The following is a 22,385-nucleotide window of genomic DNA, read 5'->3' on the forward strand; positions in this document are numbered from 1 at the left end:
ATACAACAACGTTAGCACCAATTAAAAAAAAATGCAGAACCGTTTCATAATCTTGCTAATTATTCTAATTTCAGGTTGTAACAATCCGAAAAGAAACAACATTGAAATTGTTCTTGAAAAAGAAAAATCTGAAATTAATAAAACCGAAATCCTATCAACTTTTTCAAAAGATTCTAAATCTGAATTCCCAAATTGGTTAGAAAAAATTAATTCTGAAATTAATGACGAATTGGGACAACATCTGAACAATGATATTGTGGAATATAATGAGCTTAACGATTCTCTTTCAACTTGTGTATTTTTGCTTAACGATGGAATTTGTTCAAATTATTCTTTGGTCACTTTTTTAAACCAAAATGAAATTGAAAATGCTGAAATCGGAATTGAATGCGACCACGATATGTCAATACCTCAATACGAATGGCAGGAATTTGAATTCTTATCAGCGACCACTTTCCGAACAATAGAGTTTTCGGAATACGTTCACGATTCTTTAATTGACAATAATGGTTATATGAAAGAAGAATATGATTTTATGGAATCTCAAACAAAAATTGATTCAATAATCAAGATGTTCGAAATAAATAAAATCGGAAAAATAATTGAAACTAAATAAATAACTGGTGCTAACACCGTGTATAATTAATTGCTTCATTGAGCCTACTTGCGAATATTCCTGCGGAATATTCACAGGTTCGTAAAAGTTTGCTAACTTAGTTGCTGAACCACGCAACTAACCATACACAAACACGTTGTAGCCAATTTGAGAAAGCATCCCAAATCAAAATGAATTTAGAGAAAATTAAAAATACTTTTTATAAATATTTCAAAATCTGGTGGATTCCAATTATTTGTTATCTTATTCCATTCTTAATATTTATTTTAGGATTAGCTTTTAGAAGCGACACATTTGTTAATCTATCCTTAACTTTCTTTTTTATAAATATTTTAGGAAATTTAATTTCTGCGATTGTTCAGATTTTTATTAAGAAATGGTACTATTTAATTCCGCAAATACTCATTTCAGGATTTCTATTTTTTTATGTTTCAATTATCTTTATGTATTCACCACCTGATTACTATGGAGCTCATAAAGAAATTCCCGAAAATATTGAGATTTATGAACCGATAGAAACTGAACCGACCGAAAAAGAATTAGAGAATTTCGATTTGATTTTGGCTTCATCTTTTCAACCAGGAATATATAACTACTATACTGATTTCCAGCCAACCGAAATTGGCAGTTTCTATATAAAAGCATTTGAAGTAACTTCAAACGACCATCTTTCTGCGGAGAGAATGAAAATCAGGTCAAAAGTTAAAGTAGAAAATTTAGAACCTAAATTATATTTAGGAGAGTTTTCTATTTACGAAGGTTCTTGGGGAGATAAATATGGAGCAAGAATTGAATTATGGTTTGAACCTATAAACGGAAATAAAGATTATAAAATAACCGAAAGGAATTACGTTGTCGAAGGTTGGATGAGATAAAAAACTGGCTACAACACCGTGTATAATTAATTGCTTTGTTCTTCTCTACTTGCGAATATTCCTGCGGAATATTCACGGGTTCGTAAAAGTTTGCTAACTTAATTCCTAAACCACGCAACTAACCATACACAAACACGTTACCTATAATTTTGTCGCCAACAACATTTTTTTTTAAAATTTAAACATCAAATTACCAACTTTGGATTGATTACTCAGATGAATAATGCAACCTGAAAAGTATTACGGAGTAAACTCAACTTGACTAAATAAACCAAGATAATTTAGATTTAAAAAAATTAAAGAAAGTAAACCAAATTAAAACTCACTCTACTCTGCTTGAATTAAAAAAACTAAGATAATTCAAGATTAAAAAAGACTAATATAGGAAGCCAAATATCAGCTCACTCTACTCTATTTAAAATTAAAACAACTAAGATAAATTGAGATTAAAAAGATTGATAAAGGAAACCAAGATTGAAAAGCTAACGTTTATAGTTACGGCTGAACTACACGCAGAAAAACCAATCTGAGCTAATCTGGATTAGTAAAACGGAGTAATACGCTTAAACTCTTGCGAGAATTAATAGTTCCTAAATATATTTATAGGTGAATTTAAACATCTGAACTCTGTCTGAATAAAATAAAAACTATAGGTAACAACGTGTATAATTAATTGCTTTGTTGAGCTTACGTGCGAAAATTCTGCTGGAATTTTCTCGGGTTTGGTCAATTTTTGCTAAATTAGTTGCCAAACCACGCAACTAACCATACACAAACACGTTAGCAACAAGTTACCAGACCAACTAAAATTGAGTTAAAATTCAATCATTTAGATATTTACGAACAAAAATGAAACTTCGATTTGAAAAAATAATAGAAATAATTAATTTAACGAAGAACATTTCTATTAACTATCGAGTTGTTGATAATGACAACGGAATTTGGCGTTGGAATAATTGGCTTACAAACCCAACTGGAAAATATTTAGATTTCGGACAAGAACCTTTATCTTATAAAGAAATTAAAAAAATTGAAATTAATCCTTTTGAGGATAGATATATTGGGAAATTAGTACCTAATAAATTAATCGACCATACAAACGAAATTACTAACATTTTGAATTCACTTAAAATAGAATTTGAAATTAATGGAACAATTATTACAATAAATACAGAATTATAAACAGAATCTGATGAACATTACGCTGGAATTATTTTACTCTTGCGGTATAATTACGCTGGATTTTAGGCTTGCCCAAAACCTGTTTCTCACATCGAAATTTTTGTAAAACCGATAACTTTCGGCTGAATATCGGAATGGCAAAACGTTCGGAAAAAATAACGGAATGAAAATCGATTTTTTTTGAGATTTTAAGGTAAAAAGAATAAACCAGAATTAACACATCGGAATTTAACTCGTGCGAATAAAAGAAACAATAAAACCAGTTGCTAACACCGTGTATAATTCATTGCTAGTTATAGCCTACTTACGAAAGTCCTCGCGGACTTTCTATCTGTGATTTATTTGCTAACTTTAGTGCTTAAACACGCAACGAAATCATACACAAACACGTTACCAACAATGCAAAAACTCACTCTAATATTGATATTGATATTCGGATTTGACCTTTACAGTCAAGAATCTGAATACAAACCAATATCTGAATCTGATATTCGTGTGAATTACGAAACATTAACCGATACTATAAATATTAAAAAGTCACGGATTGCATTAAAATGGAAAATATTAAAACCAGAGACTAAAGAAAAAATAAGGAATAATATTTCGGAAAAGAAAAAAGACATAGAATCCGATACTTCTGACTTGACCAGAATCAGTTACTTTGGAAACAAAACAAACGTTGGATTAAAAATAAATGGAAAACTATTGAAAACAACTTCCTCTATACCTGAATACAATTACAAATCGATTTTCGGAGATAGTATTTTCAAAATTAACCTAGGGACAATTCCAAGGTATTCCGAAATTCAGAGCGCCGAATTAATTTTTGTTGATTTAAAACGTACAGCAAAAATTCAGCTTGATACCAAATATTCAATAATAGATATGGAAGTTGAATACATAGAAAACTTATCGGAAATCTTAAAACGTGAAAAAGAAATAGATGAGAATAGAAAAAAACTGGAAGATTCTGGAAAAGAACCTGAGATTCCAAATACAATAGAGGTTATAGAGGATGAAGTAGTTTTAATTAAACATAAAATACCGAAAAGAAAGCACCGTTGGTAACACCGTGTATAATTAATTGCTTCATTGAGCTTACTTGCGAATATTCCTGCGGAATATTCACGGGTTCGTAAATGTTTACTAACTTAGTTGCTTAACCACGCAACTAACCATACACAAAACCGTTAGCATACATTAAAGAAAAACCGCATAAAACATAAAAATTGGAAATTGTAGAAAACAAAAAATATTATCACATACATCGAAGTAACTTATTAGAAGTTGGTAAAACAATATTCATAGGAAAAGAAAAAAATAATTTCAATGGTTATTTTGATAAATTCGGTCACAACTATAAATCAGCAATAACAGGAGAAAATATAAATTCCTATATTATAGCAGATAAAATGGCTGAATTCACTACTTCAAATATTAAAAACCAATATTTAGAAAAACATTTTTCATATGATAAAGATGAAACTATTAGACATTTAGCAAATACTTTAAGTCATTATCTAAAATTTTCTAGAGAGCAATTATTTGAAGAAGTTAGACAAGAATTTTTCTCTAATTATCCATCACGAAATAAATGCTTATGGATTATTCCAAATGACAAAAACGCTGTGAATTATTGGTGGAATACTTTAGGACAAAAGGGTAAAATATATGAAATTAATGTTTCAGGCAAAGTACATCAAGCCAGTCAGCAATATTTAGACTTATCTACAAATTCATTCGATTGTATTCGAGAACAAGCCTTTAAATATTGGACAGCTACAACTGGAACAAACAAAATTGAAGACGAATGTTTATTTGAGGGATTTGTAAATGTGGTTACTGAAAAAACAATAGCTGATTTTAAATAAAAACGTATGCTAACACCGTGTATAATTAATTGCTTGGTTTTAGCCAATTTACGAAAGTCCTCGCGGACTTTCTATCTGTGATTTATTTGCTAACTTTAGTGCTTAAAGCACGCAACTAATCATACACAAACACGTTGTGTGTAATTTGACAAACCAATTATAATTGAATGAAAAACCTAATAAGCATTGTAATTCTTGTTTGTCTAATAATTGGATGTTCTGGACAAAAAGAACGACCTCTGAATCAAAAAATAGAACAGTTCCGAGTTTCTGAATGCAGAACTGATTGCGGAATTGATTCGATTGGTGTTCGAACTTATAAAGCTAAAAACGATTTAAAAGTAAAACTCGGTTATGTAGTTAACTGCTCTTGGGATAGAGCTTTTTTGAAAAATATTACCGAAAGAAATGACACCTTGATTGTCGAACTTGATATGCCAAGTGAGAATGGAGGGTATCCGATTTCGGAATGTGATTGTTTTTTCTTTTTTGAATTTACGATTAAGGATTACGCCAATAAACCGAAAGCTATACGAGTAGCTGAACTTTTTGAAAAAAATAAGTTTTGGGACGAAAGAAGAATTCCAGAAATTGAAGAAACAATAATTGAGGCTGAATAAAAACTACACACAACACCGTGTATAATTAATTGCTTTATTATTCTCTACTTGCGAATATTCCTGCGGAATATTCACGGGTTCGTAAAAGTTTGCTAACTTAGTTGCTGAGCCACGCAACTAATCATACACAAACACGTTGTGCAACATATAAACCCACCAGCAAGTTGAATGAATTAATTGAATGGTTTTATCCCGAAGAAATTCCACAAGAAAAAAGTTTTGATATAAAAGATTTTTCAATTGAAGTTTTGATTTTTTTTCCAAATTCCAACTCTCACGCAATTGGCTGGTATCATTTTTCAGTTCAAAATTGGTTTATTTTAACTTCGGCAGAAAAGAAAGATGAATTTACTTGGCGATTTTTAAGAAATGATATTGATAAAACTTCAGAGGAAAATTCTCAAAACGAGAAATGGTTTTATCCAAGTGAATTTCCCGATGAATTAAATATGAGTGACGAAAACAAATCAATAGAGGTTTTAATTTATGTTTACAATAAAAAACATCACGCAGTAGGCTACTATAATTTCATAGAAGAAGAATGGAAATCAGTATTTAATAATGAACAACTACATTATAAATTTTATTGGAGATATTTCGATTTAAACTATGATGAAATATAAAAAAAATACTTTGAACAACATATAACTAAAAATGAGAGCAAATACATTCAATACAGGAATTGCAAGTGAATATTTGATATTATCAAAACTATACAGACTTGAATTAGAGGCTTACATTAGTCAAGGAAATAAAAAAAGTATAGACATTAGAGTAATTAAAGAAAACGGAGAAACATTATCAATTGATGTAAAAGCTGTGCGAGGATATTCCTCACTTGTTGTGAACAATGTTGAATCGAAAAAAAATCACTTTTTAGTTTTTGTAATTTACAATAACAAATTTGAAGATTTGGACTCACATCCTGATATTTTCATTGTGCCAAGCAAAAAAATTTGCGAACCATTGGTTAGTACTTTCAAAACAGAAAAAAGGGTTATGAAAGGAAAATTGGCTGAATATAAAGACAAATGGAATTTGTTAACTGATTTATCTAACGAAATGGAATTTAACGAAACAGCTAAACAGAAAATCATAGCGGATTTTAATGCAGTCTTACAATTGCGGAAATTAAACTATAATCGAGAGCAGATTTACGAACACCTTTCAATAAGCGAAGATGAATTAACCGATTTAGAAATTAAATACAATAAAATAACTGGAAATTAAAATACGTTGCACAACACCGTGTATAATTAATTGCTTGGTTCTTGCCTACTTGCGAATATTCCCGCGGAATATTCACGGGTCCGTAAAAGTTTGCTAAATTAGCTACCAAACCACGCAACTAACCATACACAAGACCGTTGGCATTAATTAAACTGAACTATGGGACATCACATTTCGGCTATAATTGGAAAAGATACAATAGATAAAGAAAAAATAAAGGAATTCGGACTTGCGGTAGCTTTCGAAAATGGATATGCAATTGTACTTTTAGACTTTTATGCTATGTGTGAATTAGCCGAGTTATTAGATAAATCAACTGATTCTGATAGTGAAAATATTGATTGGGATTGTAAATTGACATATTTTATTGCTAAAGAAATAGGGCTCGAAAATTTTGCTCTAATTCAAACAGATTACTTTGCTGGTATTGGAGACCAATATGCATCTTATTTTGAAAAAAGTATTAAAATTATAAATGAAGTTAGTATAAACGAAGTGTTAAACAGATTAGGAGTAGAAAAGAAAAATGAATTAGATGAATTTGATACTATAAATTTAACTGAATACCGAAATACTGAATTTTATTATAAAAAAAATAATAATTGGGCAGACAAACGTGATAATATGATTGCGGGAAGAATATTAAATAACTAATGCCAACACCGTGTATAATTAATTGCTATTTTCTTCTCTACTTGCGAATATTCCTGCGGAATATTCACGGGTTCGTAAAAGTTTGCTAACTTAGTTGCTGAACCACGCAACTAACCATACACAAACACGTTGTGGCTAATACCGAAAAACTACTATCATCTTAAATGTTTAAATACACATCCATTAATACATATTCTTTAAGAAACCTTCAAAATGGTCAAATCTATTTCAATAATCCTTTGAACTTTAATGACCCATTTGACACTTTTCACCCAGCTACAATAACTGAAATTAGTAATACCAAATTTGTTGAACTTTATTGTAAATCTAGTAAGCGAAAATTTGATAAAAAACATTTGGTTGGAATTTTAGATAGAACAATATCAAAACAAGATTTTTTTAATTTCTGCGAACAACATATAGATTATATTTTCGATTTTAATAAGGAAAGTGAGAATAAAATATTTCAAAGTAAAACCGACTTTTTAAATCAACTTAAAAATCTTGAAGAAACGAATAATGATTTTCTTGAAAATATTGGAGAATTTTTCAAAACCGTTAAATTGAGATTACAAACTACAATTCACGATACTATCTACAACATTCGACAAGAAAAATTTGCGAAAATTGGAGTTTGTTGTTTCTCAAAAAACAATACTAACCTCTTAATGTGGTCGCATTATGCAGATAGTCATCAAGGAATCTGCCTCGAATTTGACTCAAAATATAAGCCATTTTCTAAAACATTTGAAGTTGAATATAAATCGGAAATTCCTAATGTTAATTCTGACTTGCTATTTGAAGAAGAACAAAACGCAGAGTCTATAAAAAAACTACTTTCATTTAAATCTATAGATTGGAAGCAAGAAGAAGAATTAAGAATTTTTCATCACGAGTCAAATAAAAGTTATTTCTATCCTACTCGTTCACTAAAAGCAATTTATTTTGGTTTAAAAGCAAATCCTAGTGATATTGAAATGATTTGTTCAATAATAAAATCTAAAAATCCAGATGTAAAATTTTACAGGATGAAAAAGCTTGAAAACACATTTGGAATCGAACCAGAACAATTTCATTACAGCACAGTAATAGAAGTTCAATCAAGCATAATATTAATTATTTCTAATTTATTTAACAGTAACGAATTTACGCAAGAGGAGTTTTTTGATAAAGGAATGATAAAGATTTCTGAAAGTCAATTAAAAGCTCATTTAGAAGACCTAAAAAACAAAGATATTTTAATTAAGAATAAAGAAAAATATAAACTGAATAGATAAAAGTACTAGCCACAACACCGTATATAATTTATTGCTAGTTCTAGCCTACTTACGAAAATCCTCGCGGATTTTCTATTCGGTTTTTATTTGCTAAATTACGTGCTAAACCACGCAACAAACCATATACAAACACGTTGTAAGTAATGCCCAAAAACACCCGAACTGAATGAGAAAAATAGTATTGATTTCGTGCGTTAGTAAAAAATTAGATAGAAAATCGACAGTTGAAAATATTTATATAAGTTCTCTTTTCAAAAAGAATTTAACTTATGCAAAATCATTAAATCCCAATGAAATTTATATTCTATCTGCTGAACACGGACTTTTAAAATTAACAGACGAAATTGAACCTTATGACNAATGGTTCTTGGCAACTTTATAGAAAGAGAGGACTCGTACGTCTAAGGGATCACTAATCTAAAACACGTTATAGTTCTCCTCTTTTTCTATATAAATATATTTATTGTAAACTAAAGAAACACGTTGTGCTTAATTTATGAAAAACATTCTGCTAATAATATTAATCCTGAATTTCACCTCTTGTAATCAACTTACAAAAGAGGTTGAAAATTCATTTTCGACAATAGGAATTAAGTTGGATAGCTTAAATAATATTGAGGAGAAAAAAATAGAAAAGCTCTTTAATGAAATTAACTCGAAACGGATTAAAAAATATGATGGAGAAAATTCTGCAATGATTTATTATTCTGCAATTAAACATAATCGTATTGTGGATTCGTTGATTGACAAACTTAAATCAGTTGGAGAAAACGAACTCGAAAAAAAGAAATTAACAGACCGATTTGAATACGAAAAGGCTGACTTAAAAACTAAGCTGAATTCTATTACGGAATTCAACACCAAACGGACAATTGATTCTTTGCTAAAACCATCGAATGACATTGAAATTATGCCAAATTTTGCAATAATATCTGAATTTCAAAACGGAAAATTAAATGCATCTGAAAGTTCGGCATTACTATTGTATAAACTGAACGAAAAAATACAAACTGAACTGAATAAAAACTAAGCACAACACCGTGTATAATTCATTGCTAGTTCTAGCTTACTTACGAAAGTCCTCGCGGACTTTCTATCTGTGATTTATTTGCTAACTTTAGTGCTTAAACACGCAACGAAATCATACACAAACCCGTTGCCACCAATTAAAAAATGACCTCGAATAAATTCAAAATTGAACTTCTAAAGACAAATTGGATATCTGAAAAAGATACTCAAACGGATTTATGTGCTCACGGACAAATGCGAGTGAAAATTGGAAATGAAATAGTTGTTGACAAAACCGAAAATGATGGTTGGACGATTAGCGCAACTGCTCAACTATTACTTCGGACTTTAGAACGTAATCACACAAAAGAAAATCCTGTTGGAGACCAACTAATTCCTTGTTGTGGACACTTTTTAGTTTTTGACAATGATATGGAGGAAGTTTATATTGGAAGTTGCCCAACTGGAATTGACTGGCAAGTGACTCATAAAAACGGAACTGTAACGCTGAAAACGGAAAGCGGAAATGAAACAGAAGTGGATTTTACGGAATATAAAAATCAAGTATTGGATTTTGTTGACCAAGTAGAACAGTTTTATAAGAATAGTCCTGAAAAGGAAATCCCAAAAGACGAATTTGACCGAAAAGGTTATTTGCAGTTCTGGAAAGAATGGAATGAAAAAAGAAGTAAATGGAAAAAATAACTGGTGGCAACAACGTGTATAATTAATTGCTTTGGTCGTTGTTTATTTGGAAAATTCCTTCGGAATTTTCTCGCGCTCGTTTTTGTTTACTAAATTAGTTGCTTAAACACGCAACTAACCATACACAAAACCGTTGGCATTAATTAAAAAATACGTTATGAAAACATACTTAAGTCTATTTATTTTAACTTTATTTCTTTCGTGCGGACAGAAAAGTGTTACAGTTTTAGGAAATAAAACTGTGTACTATGATTCTGGCGAAAAGAAAGCAGAAGGAGTTGAAAAAGAAAATTTAAAACAAGAAAATTGGACATATTTCTATAAAAGCGGTAAAAAATTATCTGAAGGAACTTATAAAAACAATAAACGAAATGGAGTATGGAAATTCTGGCACGAAAACGGAAAACAAAGAGGACTATCAGAATGGAAAGATGATTTACAACACGGAAAATTTATCGAATGGTACGATAATGGACAAAAGAAAAGCGAATCATATTGGATAGACGACAAACAAGAAGGTCAAGTAACTTTTTGGTGTGAGAATGGTCAATTAGAAACTAAAGCGGAAATGAAACTTGGCGAACTAAATGGAAAAAGAAATGAATGGTTTTGCAATGGAAATAAACAAACCGAAGGCGAATTTCTGAATGGAAAACCTATTGGTCAATATAAAACTTGGTACGAAAACGGTCAAGTTAAAGAACAAGGTAATTATTCAAAAGGAGGATTAGCAAACGGAGAAGTCAAAAGTTATTATGAAAATGGAAATTTAAAGTTTGTAGTTAATTTTACAGATGGTAAGAAAGATGGAATTTGGAAGTTCTATGACGATTCCGGAACATTGACAAAAACAGAGAAATACAATGAAAATGAATTAGTTGAATAAAATAACTAATGCCAACACCGTGTATAATTAATTGCTTTGGTCGTTGCTTATTTGGAAAATTCCTTCGGAATTTTCTCGCGTTCGTTTTTGTTTACTAAATTAGTTGCTTAAACACGCAACTAACCATACACAAAACCGTTGTGGCACATTTGAAAAACATCGAGATTTGATTAAAATATTTCAGAAATCATTAAAGAAAGAGCTTGCCGAATTGAGCAATGAGATTCTGAATTCTGTTTGGTCGAATAAAATTGAACAATCAAATATTGAGAGTCTCGGAATAAAAGATGGAAAACAAATCATTGCTGAATATTTAGAAAATCGAGAATACGGAATTGCTTATGAACATCTTGCATACATAATAACTGAATGCCAAATGGAATTGAATGTTGAGCAGAAAAACCGAATGGATAGGATTGCGGATAGAATGAATCTTGAACCAATTAAGTTCCTAACTAACGAAAAAGGAACTGACTTTCTGTTTGCTTGTAAAAATCTCTATTTAGCATCAATTCATCCTTTTGACTTTGATAAAAGAAATCTAAATGAATACAAACAAATAGTTGAATTAGGAAAAGAACTTTTGGCTCAAAGAGGGATTCAAAGTTTTTTAGGATATTTAATGGAATCTCAATATCGAGTATCTGTTTGGGCATCAATGATTGCAATAGAATACGGAAAACCAAAACAGGATGAAATTCTGAATTTGAGCGGCACGAAAACAATAATTAATTCTTGTTTGGAATGTATAATGCAAGACGAAATTAATTCTTTATCAGCCGAAATAATTGAAAACAAGAAAAAGTGGAAAAGTAAAAACGTGCCACAACACCGTGTATAATTAATTGCTTTTTTAGGCTTACTCACGAAAATTCCTGCGGAATTTTCTCTGGTCCGTAAAAGTTTGCTAAATTAGTTGCTCAACCACGCAACTAACCATACACAAAACCGTTGCCAACAATTAAAAAAAACCGACACCTGAAATTAAGAAATGGGATTATTTGACATATTTAAAAAGAAAAAAACGGAATCTACTTTTCCTGAAAATGAACTTGAAAGTAATTTAATGAAAGCTTCGTCTGATATTTCTGCAAGAAATGAATTTTACACTAAACTACTTTGGAACGAACTAATTGTTTTAACAAATGGTCATAAAGAATCAGAAGAGGGAAGAAAAACATTAGAAAAAGACACAGATATTCAACTTGTAACTTTTAAAAACGGACAAATACCTGTGTTTACTTCTACAAATAGAATTTTTGACAAAGGAATAGTAAAAGAACAAGTTCCATTTATGTCAATGAAAGGACAAGACCTTTTTGGATTTACAAAAGGAGCTACTTTTATTTTAAATCCATATTCAGATTATGGGAAAGAATTAATTCCTCAAGAAATTGAAAGTCTTTTGAATGGTTCAATTTTCGAGAAAACTAATGAAATGGAAATTAAAGAAGATACTGAAGTACTAATTGGACAACCTTCAAAATATCCGACAGAATTAGTTAATGAAATGTCTAATTTGTTTAAAAAAGAAACAAGTGTTAAATCAGCATATTTAGCAACTATAAAAATGGACAAATCCGAAAAACCACCACATTTAATAATTGCAATTGACGTTGAGGGAAATATGTCAACAATTTCTGGAAAAGCTGGAGCATTAGCCGAACAAATAATTGGAAAAGAGGAAATTATTGATTTTATAAAGATTGAAAAGGATAATGGAATTTCGGAATATTTCATTAACCAAACAAAACCATTTTATAATCGGAAATAAATAACTATTGGCAACAACGTGTATAATTAATGGCTAGTTCTCGCCTACTTACGAAAATCCTCGCGGATTTTCTATTCGGTTTTTATTTGCTAAATTAGGTGCTTAAACACGCCACTAATCATACACAAAACCGTTGTGCGCAAGCTGACAGAACATTATGCTAGAAAGTTTACTATTCATATTCTTGATTTTTATTGGCGGATTATTTCTGTTAATATCTTTGATTGTTTTACTAATTGGAATAACCAAAAAGTCCTCAAAACTGAAAAAAATCGCTTTCGGAGTTGGAGTTGTACCAATACTCTGTTTTGGACTTATTCTGTTTTGGTATACAATAGCAGTTCCGTCATTTAATAATAATCAAATGGAAGATTTTGCTGGAATTTATGTTCCCCATAAATCTGCAACTGAATTTCTAAATGAAAACGGAATCACGAAAAACGAACTGAAATTGACATTATATGCAGACGGAACTTACAAATTTGACGGAACTAAAGGAATTGGCCTCGAAAATAAAGGAACTTGGAAAACTGGCGGAATAGATGGACTATTTGAGTTTCACGACGAAGATGGTAAATTATCAGAATGGGCAAGTCCTTCGGGTAGCGGAAAAGAATCAGCTTTATCATTTGAATATGTTAAAGACGAAAATGATTGGCAGAATACTGAAAGTGTATTATTTATAAAGGAATAAGTTGAGGAAAAGCCTGCGCACAACACCGTGTATAATTAATTGCTTCATTGAGCCTACTTGCGAATATTCCTTCGGAATATTCACGGGTTCGTAAAAGTTTGCTAAATTAGTTGCTTAACCACGCAACTAATCATACACAAACACGTTGTGTACAATTAAAACAAACCCGAACGAATGGGAATATTTGATAAATTATTTAACAAAAAAAAGGAAGTTATTGACTTTCCGCCGAAACCGAAATGGAAACCAAATCTACCGAATGATTTGAATCTCATTTTGGAGAAAGCGAAATATTATACTGGAGAAAAATTACAAATTACTGTTTTTGAATTTGGAACAATAGTAATATTTCCTGAACGAGTTTCTGATATTAATTCTTCTGCTTTGCAAACTCTTGATATGATTTACAATGCTCATCCTGATTTTAATCCAAAAGAAATGGATGACGGAAATTATGTAATTGAATATTCACAACCAGCATTTACCATTGTATTTAAAGACGAAATTGAAAATCATTGGACCTATATTGACGAAAATCATATTGACGGAATTTGTACTGCCGAAGTTTTGATTAACGCAAACGGAGAACACAACGTATTTAATGAAATCGGAAAAATTTGTCTGTTTGGAAGAAGTAAAATGTTTATGGACGCTCAAAGCCCGAAAGTAGTTTTGACATTTGATAATCTGAAAAAATAACTGTACACAACACAGTATAAAAATAATTGCTATTTTAGGCTCAATCAAAGGTCGTTGCAATTTTGTTACGTCTGATTTTCCTGCGGAAAATCCTCGCACACAAAACCGCAACTATTCTTATACATAAACGTTATCTACAAGCAAAAAATAGAACTGTAAATAATAATGAAATTAACATCAAAAGACATAAATGATTTAATAGAATTCGGAATAAATGAAGTTCCGAATAAAAACTTATATAATTCATTTAAGTCGAGAGATTTCATTAACAGACAAAACGGAAATACTTGGAGGGAATTAGTTTCAGAAAAATCCGATATCGAATTGATTTCTATATATAAGTCATTAATTCTAATAGAAAAAGAATTAGAATGGATTGGTGGTTCTGTAGCTGGAGCAATTTGGATTTATAAAATCATCCAAGAACGAAATCTCGATTTGAATTATGAACTTGCCGATTTTGGCTTAAGAAATTCCGAAAATCCTTGGATTCCATTTGGCGGAAGTTATTATGGAAAAAGAACAATTTCAGAATATTTCAAATACAATAGAGAAAAATCAAAAATTAAAAATGAGAAATCTCGAGCTTATAATCTAAAGTTAGATAGAGAGAAAGGTCGAAAATTCAAAAGAGCAAATTCAATAGCAGAATTAAGAAAATTAACCAAGGAGGAAAGAGAAAATATTAAGATTGAACTAAACGATAAATATAAATCTAAAACAATTATAGAACGTTTTGAACTAATTGCAAATAACGAAAAATATCCACCTGAATATTACCCAACAGATTGGTCGAATGTTTCTAAAGAAGAAATTGAGAAATTTCCATTAAAATTAGTTCAAAGACTTTATGACAAACTTTCAACTAAAACTAGAGGAAGTTGGAAAAGATTTGCTCAAGAGCTTAAAAGAATTGAAAACGGAAAATGAAAATGCCTGTAGATAACACCGTATATAATTTATTGCTAGTTCTAGCCTACTTACGAAAATCCTCGCGGATTTTCTATTCGGTTTTAATTTGTTAACTTAGTTGCTTAACCACGCAACAAACCATATACAAACACGTTGGCAGTAATTAAAGACAAACTTTACGGACAAGAATAAATATGGAATTATTAAACAAAAAAGAATACGCAATACCGATATTTATTCTCTTTGTCTTTTTTATGTTTTACAAGCCTGTAATTTGTTTTTTAATTCTTGGCTCTTTGGCAACTTTAATCGGAATAAAATCTTGGATTTTTATAGTTGATATTCAAAAGAACGGAATTGAAAGCGTCGGAAAAATACTTTTCTACGAATCTGACGAAGATGGACATAAAACACCAACAATTGAATTTAAAACCAAAAACGGAAATCAAATAAAGAAAAAACCATATTATTATGCATCAACTGATTTGAGTAAAATTAGAACGTATAAGAATAAAATTAATGAATCTGTTTCTGTTTTGTATGACAAAAAAAATCCTGAAAAATTTGTTGTCGGAAATGAACGGAATTTTAATTATTTCAGTCTGATTTTAATTACTTTGGCTGGAGTAGTTTTCATAGCAGTCGGAATTTTAAGTCTATTGGAAATTATAAATATTGACTTTTAAAATAACTACTGCCAACACCGTGTATAATTCATTGCTAGTGCTCGCCTACTTGGAAATTCCTGCGGAATTTCCTCTGGTTCGTTTTAGTTTACTAATTTAGTTGCTGAAACACGCAACGAAATCATACACAAACACGTTGTACCCAATGCGAAAAACGAAAACTACGAAATGAAAATTATAGAAAAAATCAAAATAAAGAATTTCGGACGTTTTAAAGAATTCACTCTTGGATTTGACAAATCTCTAAACCTTCTAATTGGAGACAATGAAGCTGGAAAAAGTACAATTCTTTCTGCAATTGATATCGTACTAAGCGGAAGTCGTAGTAAAGTAGAAAATTTTGGAATTGACCACCTTTTCAACACAGATGTAATTGATGACTTTCTAGCATCTGAAAAAAAATATGAAAACTTACCAATATTATACGTTGAACTCTACCTAAATGACCAAGGTAACAAGGATTTGGATGGCAAGTATAACTCTGAGAATATTCCATCTCACGGAATTTTGTTAATGTGTGAACCAAGAGAAGATTTAAGTAAGGAAATTAAAGAAATTTTAGAACAGGATGACGATAATTTTCCATTTGAATACTACTCAATAAACTTTAAAACATTTTCTGGAGAAAGCTATACTGGCTATCGAAGATTTATGCAACATTTATTGCTTGACAACACACAAATAAATAATGAATACGCAACAAAATCATATATTAAAACACTATATCATAATAGTATAAAAGATGCTGAAAAGAACAAGCATCAAAATGAATATAGAAAACATAAAGAAAATTTTCGTACGACTGTACTAAATGAATTGAATGAGCGTATAACTGATTATTCATTCTCTGTCAGAACAAACTCTAAAGCAAACCTTGAATCTGATTTAACAATCAAAGAAGGTAACATCGAAATAGAAAACAAAGGTAAAGGAAGACAATGCTTTATAAAAACTGACTTTGCATTGCAAAAAAATGAAAATGAACTAGATACAATCCTTCTCGAAGAACCAGAAAATCATTTAAGTCATATAAATATGAAAAAGTTAATCCAAAGGATTAACGAATCAGAAAACAAACAACTGTTTGTTGCTACTCATAGCAATCTAATAAGTACTCGTTTAGATTTACGAAAAGCAGTAATGCTTAATAGTAATAGTTCGCAACCAATTCCATTAATTGCAATTCCAGAGGATACTGCTAAGTTCTTTATGAAAGCACCAGATAATAATATTTTAGAATATATTTTATCTAAAAATGTAATTCTAGTAGAAGGAGATGCCGAATTCATTTTATTAGAAGCACTTTATAAAAAAGTTACAAATGAAAAACTTGAAGATTCAGAAATCCATATAATTTCTGTTGGAGGTACTAGTTTCAAAAGATACCTAGACGTAGCTAAGCTTCTGAATATTAAAACAGCTGTAATTCGTGATAATGATGGCGACTTTCAGTTAAACTGTGTTGATAGATATTCAGATTATACAGAAGATAACATAGAAGTATTTTATGATACTGATAACGCTATTTCAACCTTTGAAATTTCTTTTTTTAAGAACAACGAAGTTATTTGCAACGAATTATTTTTAGCTGGTCGAAAAACACTAACAGTTCAAGAATATATGCTAAAAAACAAAGCTGATGTTGCCTTTGAGTTATTGGATAAAAAAGCTGACGTTTTAGTCGTTCCAGATTATATAAAAAGAGCAATTGAATGGATAAAAGCTTAATATTAGCAGTTGCAGGTTCTGGAAAAACGACTTTAATCGTTGATAAATTAAATCTTGAAGAAAGGTTTTTATTGATTACTTATACAATTAATAATACACGAAACTTAAAAGAAGCGATAGTTACAAAGTTTGGCTATTTACCCGAAAACATCAATCTGTTCTCTTATTATAATTTTCTTTATTCATTTTGCTTCAGACCCTTTTTAGGATATAAATTAAAAGCCAAAGGAATTTTTTGGGACTTTACACCAGTTTTCACCAATAGACTTCCTTTAAGTAATATATCTAGGTATATGACCAAAGGAAAGTTATTATACCATAACAGAATAGCAAAACTACTTGAACAAGCAAATGTATTAGACGATATAAATGAACGTCTATCAAAATATTATGACCACATATTAATCGATGAAATTCAGGACTTTGCTGGTCACGATTTTAATTTATTAAAAAATATATGTCAATCTGAAACAGAAATTATACTTGTAGGAGATTTTTATCAGCATACTTTTGATACAAGTAGAGATGGCAACACCAACGCTAATTTACATAGCGATTATGACAAGTATCAAAAAATATTTGAAAAGGCAAAAATTATTCCTGATACTGAATATTTAAATAAAAGCTACAGATGCACTAAGAGTGTTTGTCAGTTCATTACAGACCAAATTGGAATAGATATTCAATCACATAAAGAAATTGATAGTAATGTTATTTATCTAGAAGACAAAGAGGAAATCGAAACCTTATTTAATGATAATAATATTATTAAATTATTTTATCGAGAAAATTATAAATACGATTGTTATTCAAGAAATTGGGGAGATTGTAAAGGAGAGAATCATTATAATGACGTATGTGTTGTTTTAAACAAAACAACTTTAACTCACTATACGAAAGGGAAATTATCGGAATTAAAACCTGTATCTAAAAACAAATTATATGTTGCTTGTTCGAGAGCTAACAATAATTTATATCTGATTGCTGAGGAAAAAATTAAACATTATAAAAACTAAAGCACTGGGTACAACACCGTGTATAATTCATTGCTAGTTATAGCCTACTTACGAAAGTCCTCGCGGACTTTCTATCTGTGATTTATTTGCTAACTTTAGTGCTTAAACACGCAACGAAATCATACACAAACACGTTGGGCACAATTAGAGAGCTACCTATGAAAATACCGATTGTCGGAAAAGACCAAATAGTAGACACATATTACCCTTTAATCAAAGATTTGAATAAACAAAAGGGGTTTCAAGAGTTTGAACAAGACATTTTAAATACAAATAATGTATTCATATCAACTCTTGCAATGGACTTTCCTTCCAAGGTATCATTAAAAAAAAGAAAAGAAATTGATGAACAATGGAAAACAAAATTTCCTGAACTTACTCATATAAAAAGTATCGGACTTCGTCATAGAGTAGACCAAAATTATTTTGAAGCAGTATGCGAAATGAGAAATTTGGAATCATTGAACATTTGGTCTTCAAATGTTTTGGATATAAGTTCAATTAAAAAACTTGATAAGCTAAAATCTCTATCTCTTAGTAATTTTTCTAAACTGGAAGATATTTCACCTTTGACCGAACTGAAATCATTAGAGTCTCTTTCGATACTAGCTTCTTTCAAAATTTCCAACTATGAAATAATTGGAAAAATGACTTGGTTAAAATCATTAGAGCTTGGAGGAGACACTTTTGCACCACGAAATTTAATGTTGCAAAGCCTTGAACCATATGCTGAATTAAAAGAATTAATCGAGCTCGATATGTCCTGTGCGTCAATAAGAGATAGAAATTATCGCCAAATATTAAAACTCGAAAGTTTAAAAAGATTGGATGCGCATTGGAGAATGAAAAAAAATGAGCGAGAGTTTATTCAAAACGAGCATCCTTCTTTGAAATCAGGATTTTTTGTAGCATATGATTTTGTTAAAAACGAATTTAAAGATGGAATAGAATGGTGGATAGAAAAGTAATAACTGTGCCCAACACCGTGTATAATTAATTGCTAGGTTCTAGCCTACTTGCGAAAATTCCTGCGGAATTTTCACGGGTTCGTAAAAGTTTGCTAACTTAGTTGCTTAACCACGCAACTAACCATACACAATCACGTTAGCCAAAATTGCAGAAAAATGAAATATATTATTAGTGTAATAAGTCTGATTTTCATCATTCTAGTCTACCCGAAAAATTTTGATATTAAAAAAACATCTATAATCGAAAATGCTTTTTCTTCATCTCAATATGATAATGGATTGATTATAACATCAAAAAAAAACAATGAAAAATTCTACTCTTTATATTATTCAAAAATACTACAGAAAGAAAAATTAGATAATCCGATTAAATTAAAAATAAAACATCGAAATAGATTTTTTAATATTTCTAATGGAGTTTATTTGACTATTTCAAATGAATTTTATTTTACAGCAAATAACCAACTAGGAAAACTTAATTTATATAAATGTCAAATAAAAGATTTAGAGTTAATAAAACCTAAAGTTGTAAAATTGTTTGAAAGCGAAAATTCCGTTGGTCATTCAACCTTTTCAAAAGATGCGCTAAAAATGATTGTAAGTTCTGAAAAATCTGGAGACATAGATTTAATTTTATATACTAGAAATGATTATTCAAGTGAATGGAAATTTAAACGAAATTTATCTGAATTAAATTCCAAAAATATTGAGTTACACCCAAATCTAGTTAACGATTCTATAATATATTTCTCTAGATTGGACAAAAAAGAGAAACGAATGGATTTATATTCTTCAATTTTAAAGAATGACAATTCTTGGTCTGATCCAAAGATTTATGAGCATTTGAATAGTTCTTCTGATGATTATGGAGTTATCTTTATAAATGAAAAATCTGGATATTTTACATCAAACAGAGAAGGTAATGATAGAATTTATTATTTTGAGGATAATAATTAACTTTGGCTAACAACTGGTATATTTTATTGTTTGGTTCAAGCACACTTACGAAAATCCTCACGGATTTTCTTGATCAGTAATTATTTACTAAATTTAGTGCTTAAACACTCAACAAAACATACCAAAAACCGTTGTGCATAATGTCCCAAAACCGCAGAAATCAATGAAAAATCTGAATGGAACTTGGTTAAAAATCAAAACAGGAGCAGAATACTGCCGACCTGAATTTATTGAATTTAGTAACGACCAAATCAACCATTACGAACTTAAATTAAAAAGCGGAAATGAATTATCAAAAGTCCGAACTAAATGGGATGAAAAACTTTCTGAATCTAAATATGAGTTAATAAATGACAATCGTTTAAGAATATTTAGAATGGGAAAAACTCATACTGTGTTGAGCGAAACTGAATCTAAAACAGAGGATACTGAATTTGCAACTGACTATGAAAAAATTGAACCTACCAAAACGGAACTTGAACCTGAAAAGATTGAAACGCTCGAATTCAAAGCAGAGTGGAAAAATGAAAAAATACCTTTAAAATTCAACGAAATATTGGACAGTACAGTTATCCAAGAAATAAACAAGAGAATGAAAAGAAGTGGACGCAAATTAGTTTTGGAAAATTTACAAGGAACTTACTTTGCGTCAATTTTTGACAACGATGAACGAGTAAAACTAATCGGAATTAAGGAAATAGATGAGCATAAAGCAATATTGTTCGGATTTCCAGAAGAGCCTTATGAAATTAGAGCTGAATAAAAAACACTATGCACAACAACGTATATAGCTCATAGCTAGTTGGTTACTTAATCGCAATTAAGGTATATTTGGAAAGTCGCCAAATTTTTAAATTTGACGATTTCCAATTAAAAAAATAAATAGTAAAATTTAAAAATCTGGCTTGTGCTCAACCGAAAAATAATTGCTAATTTACACGCTACGAGCCATATACAACACCGTTGCCAGTAATTTGACCAAACCGAAAACATTGATATTTATTGATTAAATGAAAAACCACTTTTTAGTTTATTTCCTAGCTACTTTCATCCTTTTCTCTTGTAAAAACCAACAAGAAGAATTGACCGAAATGAATTCGTTTTTACAAGCGAATTATAAATTTAATAATAGAACTTTAAATAAGAACAAAGGAGATTATTATCGGATAATTGAGGAAATGCCAACGCGAAAAATTGAAAAACTCAATGAATTGGATTCTCAATTTGAACTGTTAATTTCGAAAATAGACAGTGCCATCACGAATAAAGAAAGCAACCTAAAAAGCATTATTGTGGAATCAAACGAAATTCTAAACGAGATTCCGAAACTTGTAGATAATAGAAAAGATTATTTATTACCTGAATTTAAACAACCGAAATCCGACTCTGATGATTTAAGTCTAAACTATATAAAAAATAGACTTGTTATTGGAATGGCTTATGTTTTCGAGTATGCAAGTAGACAAACCTATTCAGTAGACGGATTATATAAAGTAGACGTAGACAGTGTTATTTCACAAAAAACTGACAAAGGAATTAAACTTACTTTGACTTCGAGATTTGGACAACCCATAAAAGAAAATCGACACATTTTAATTAATAAAATTAAGTTCAATGGAAAAGAGGAGAAAGTCGATTTTAAACTAAAAGAGAACTACTCAATTGCGGATATTGAATTAGATTCATTACGAACTGGAATTTATGAAATAAAAGGAATTTTACGATTTTATCATAGAGAACAAAAATTTGACATTCCGTTTGAGAAAACAATTAAAGTGGAATAAAAACTACTGGCAACACCGTGTATAATTAATTGCTTTGTTCTTCACTACTTGCGAAAATTCCTGCGGAATATTCACGGGTTCGTAAATGTTTGCTAACTTAGTCGCTTAACCACGCAACTAACCATACACGTATTCCAAGATCAAATCCTAGTAAAATTTAGTTTTATTTTTTAAGCTGCATATTGCTGAAGGACCACATACGGTGTTCCTCTTTTTACCACGGCAAATGCCCTAGCTATCAAC

26 protein-coding genes are annotated in these 22,385 nt (G+C 30.1%); all 26 read left to right on the top strand.

All coding sequences use genetic code 11. The features are described from left to right. Positions 1–52: 52 nt before the first annotated feature. Positions 53–616: a hypothetical protein gene (locus tag ACJJVO_RS03435; RefSeq protein ID WP_405570455.1), complete on the top strand. Its 564-nt coding sequence runs from the start codon at positions 53–55 to the stop codon at positions 614–616. A 170-nt stretch (positions 617–786) separates the two neighbouring features. Next, complete coding sequence (locus ACJJVO_RS03440) at positions 787–1,491, top strand: hypothetical protein (RefSeq protein ID WP_405570457.1); 705 nt, start codon at positions 787–789, stop codon at positions 1,489–1,491. Between the two features lie 849 nt (positions 1,492–2,340). Further along, positions 2,341–2,673 carry a DUF6678 family protein gene (locus tag ACJJVO_RS03445; protein ID WP_405570460.1) on the top strand — a complete coding sequence of 111 codons (333 nt, stop codon included), beginning with the start codon at positions 2,341–2,343 and terminating at the stop codon, positions 2,671–2,673. Positions 2,674–3,072: 399 nt separating this feature from the next. Further along, the gene (locus tag ACJJVO_RS03450; RefSeq protein ID WP_405570463.1) at positions 3,073–3,741 is read left to right on the top strand and encodes a hypothetical protein; all 669 of its coding nucleotides are present in this window, start codon (positions 3,073–3,075) and stop codon (positions 3,739–3,741) included. 161 nt (positions 3,742–3,902) lie between these two features. After that, positions 3,903–4,544 (top strand): DUF2441 domain-containing protein, encoded by a 642-nt coding sequence (locus ACJJVO_RS03455; RefSeq protein WP_405570465.1) that lies wholly within the window; start codon positions 3,903–3,905, stop codon positions 4,542–4,544. Positions 4,545–4,711: 167 nt separating this feature from the next. After that, entirely contained in the window at positions 4,712–5,164 is a 453-nt protein-coding gene (locus ACJJVO_RS03460; RefSeq protein WP_405570468.1) for a hypothetical protein, read from the top strand. Between the two features lie 164 nt (positions 5,165–5,328). Continuing rightward, entirely contained in the window at positions 5,329–5,787 is a 459-nt protein-coding gene (locus ACJJVO_RS03465; RefSeq protein WP_405570471.1) for a hypothetical protein, read from the top strand. 31 nt (positions 5,788–5,818) lie between these two features. Then, positions 5,819–6,394 (top strand): hypothetical protein, encoded by a 576-nt coding sequence (locus ACJJVO_RS03470; protein ID WP_405570473.1) that lies wholly within the window; start codon positions 5,819–5,821, stop codon positions 6,392–6,394. Between the two features lie 159 nt (positions 6,395–6,553). Next, positions 6,554–7,048, top strand: coding sequence for a hypothetical protein (locus tag ACJJVO_RS03475; protein ID WP_405570475.1), 495 nt, complete (start codon positions 6,554–6,556; stop codon positions 7,046–7,048). A gap of 164 nt (positions 7,049–7,212) precedes the next feature. After that, positions 7,213–8,325: a DUF2971 domain-containing protein gene (locus tag ACJJVO_RS03480; RefSeq protein ID WP_405570478.1), complete on the top strand. Its 1,113-nt coding sequence runs from the start codon at positions 7,213–7,215 to the stop codon at positions 8,323–8,325. A 166-nt stretch (positions 8,326–8,491) separates the two neighbouring features. After that, positions 8,492–8,707 (top strand): DUF6884 domain-containing protein, encoded by a 216-nt coding sequence (locus tag ACJJVO_RS03485; protein WP_405570480.1) that lies wholly within the window; start codon positions 8,492–8,494, stop codon positions 8,705–8,707. A gap of 114 nt (positions 8,708–8,821) precedes the next feature. Then, positions 8,822–9,355, top strand: coding sequence for a hypothetical protein (locus ACJJVO_RS03490; protein ID WP_405570482.1), 534 nt, complete (start codon positions 8,822–8,824; stop codon positions 9,353–9,355). 143 nt (positions 9,356–9,498) lie between these two features. Then, the gene (locus ACJJVO_RS03495; RefSeq protein ID WP_405570485.1) at positions 9,499–10,038 is read left to right on the top strand and encodes a hypothetical protein; all 540 of its coding nucleotides are present in this window, start codon (positions 9,499–9,501) and stop codon (positions 10,036–10,038) included. A gap of 157 nt (positions 10,039–10,195) precedes the next feature. Beyond that, positions 10,196–10,924, top strand: a complete 729-nt coding sequence (locus ACJJVO_RS03500; protein ID WP_405570488.1) for a toxin-antitoxin system YwqK family antitoxin — start codon at positions 10,196–10,198, stop codon at positions 10,922–10,924. 103 nt (positions 10,925–11,027) lie between these two features. Further along, positions 11,028–11,765, top strand: coding sequence for a hypothetical protein (locus ACJJVO_RS03505; RefSeq protein ID WP_405570491.1), 738 nt, complete (start codon positions 11,028–11,030; stop codon positions 11,763–11,765). 150 nt (positions 11,766–11,915) lie between these two features. Beyond that, positions 11,916–12,698 carry an enhanced serine sensitivity protein SseB C-terminal domain-containing protein gene (locus ACJJVO_RS03510; RefSeq protein ID WP_405570494.1) on the top strand — a complete coding sequence of 261 codons (783 nt, stop codon included), beginning with the start codon at positions 11,916–11,918 and terminating at the stop codon, positions 12,696–12,698. A 220-nt stretch (positions 12,699–12,918) separates the two neighbouring features. Then, positions 12,919–13,392 carry a hypothetical protein gene (locus ACJJVO_RS03515; RefSeq protein WP_405570496.1) on the top strand — a complete coding sequence of 158 codons (474 nt, stop codon included), beginning with the start codon at positions 12,919–12,921 and terminating at the stop codon, positions 13,390–13,392. Between the two features lie 174 nt (positions 13,393–13,566). Beyond that, entirely contained in the window at positions 13,567–14,091 is a 525-nt protein-coding gene (locus ACJJVO_RS03520) for a hypothetical protein (RefSeq protein WP_405570498.1), read from the top strand. Positions 14,092–14,256: 165 nt separating this feature from the next. Continuing rightward, positions 14,257–15,021 carry a hypothetical protein gene (locus tag ACJJVO_RS03525; RefSeq protein ID WP_405570500.1) on the top strand — a complete coding sequence of 255 codons (765 nt, stop codon included), beginning with the start codon at positions 14,257–14,259 and terminating at the stop codon, positions 15,019–15,021. A gap of 176 nt (positions 15,022–15,197) precedes the next feature. Further along, positions 15,198–15,689: a DUF3592 domain-containing protein gene (locus ACJJVO_RS03530; protein ID WP_405570503.1), complete on the top strand. Its 492-nt coding sequence runs from the start codon at positions 15,198–15,200 to the stop codon at positions 15,687–15,689. A 168-nt stretch (positions 15,690–15,857) separates the two neighbouring features. Then, positions 15,858–17,417: an ATP-dependent nuclease gene (locus ACJJVO_RS03535; protein ID WP_405570506.1), complete on the top strand. Its 1,560-nt coding sequence runs from the start codon at positions 15,858–15,860 to the stop codon at positions 17,415–17,417. After that, the gene (locus ACJJVO_RS03540) at positions 17,402–18,433 is read left to right on the top strand and encodes a UvrD-helicase domain-containing protein (RefSeq protein ID WP_405570509.1); all 1,032 of its coding nucleotides are present in this window, start codon (positions 17,402–17,404) and stop codon (positions 18,431–18,433) included. Before ACJJVO_RS03535 ends, ACJJVO_RS03540 begins: the two co-directional genes overlap by 16 nt. A gap of 158 nt (positions 18,434–18,591) precedes the next feature. Further along, the gene (locus tag ACJJVO_RS03545) at positions 18,592–19,401 is read left to right on the top strand and encodes a hypothetical protein (protein WP_405570511.1); all 810 of its coding nucleotides are present in this window, start codon (positions 18,592–18,594) and stop codon (positions 19,399–19,401) included. A gap of 156 nt (positions 19,402–19,557) precedes the next feature. Next, the gene (locus tag ACJJVO_RS03550; protein WP_405570514.1) at positions 19,558–20,358 is read left to right on the top strand and encodes a hypothetical protein; all 801 of its coding nucleotides are present in this window, start codon (positions 19,558–19,560) and stop codon (positions 20,356–20,358) included. 163 nt (positions 20,359–20,521) lie between these two features. Continuing rightward, positions 20,522–21,121 carry a hypothetical protein gene (locus tag ACJJVO_RS03555; RefSeq protein WP_405570516.1) on the top strand — a complete coding sequence of 200 codons (600 nt, stop codon included), beginning with the start codon at positions 20,522–20,524 and terminating at the stop codon, positions 21,119–21,121. Between the two features lie 247 nt (positions 21,122–21,368). Next, the gene (locus tag ACJJVO_RS03560) at positions 21,369–22,142 is read left to right on the top strand and encodes a hypothetical protein (RefSeq protein WP_405570519.1); all 774 of its coding nucleotides are present in this window, start codon (positions 21,369–21,371) and stop codon (positions 22,140–22,142) included. The last annotated feature ends 243 nt before the right edge of the window (positions 22,143–22,385 follow it).

Source organism: Winogradskyella sp. Asnod2-B02-A (assembly GCF_045063645.1).
Classification (GTDB): domain Bacteria; phylum Bacteroidota; class Bacteroidia; order Flavobacteriales; family Flavobacteriaceae; genus Winogradskyella.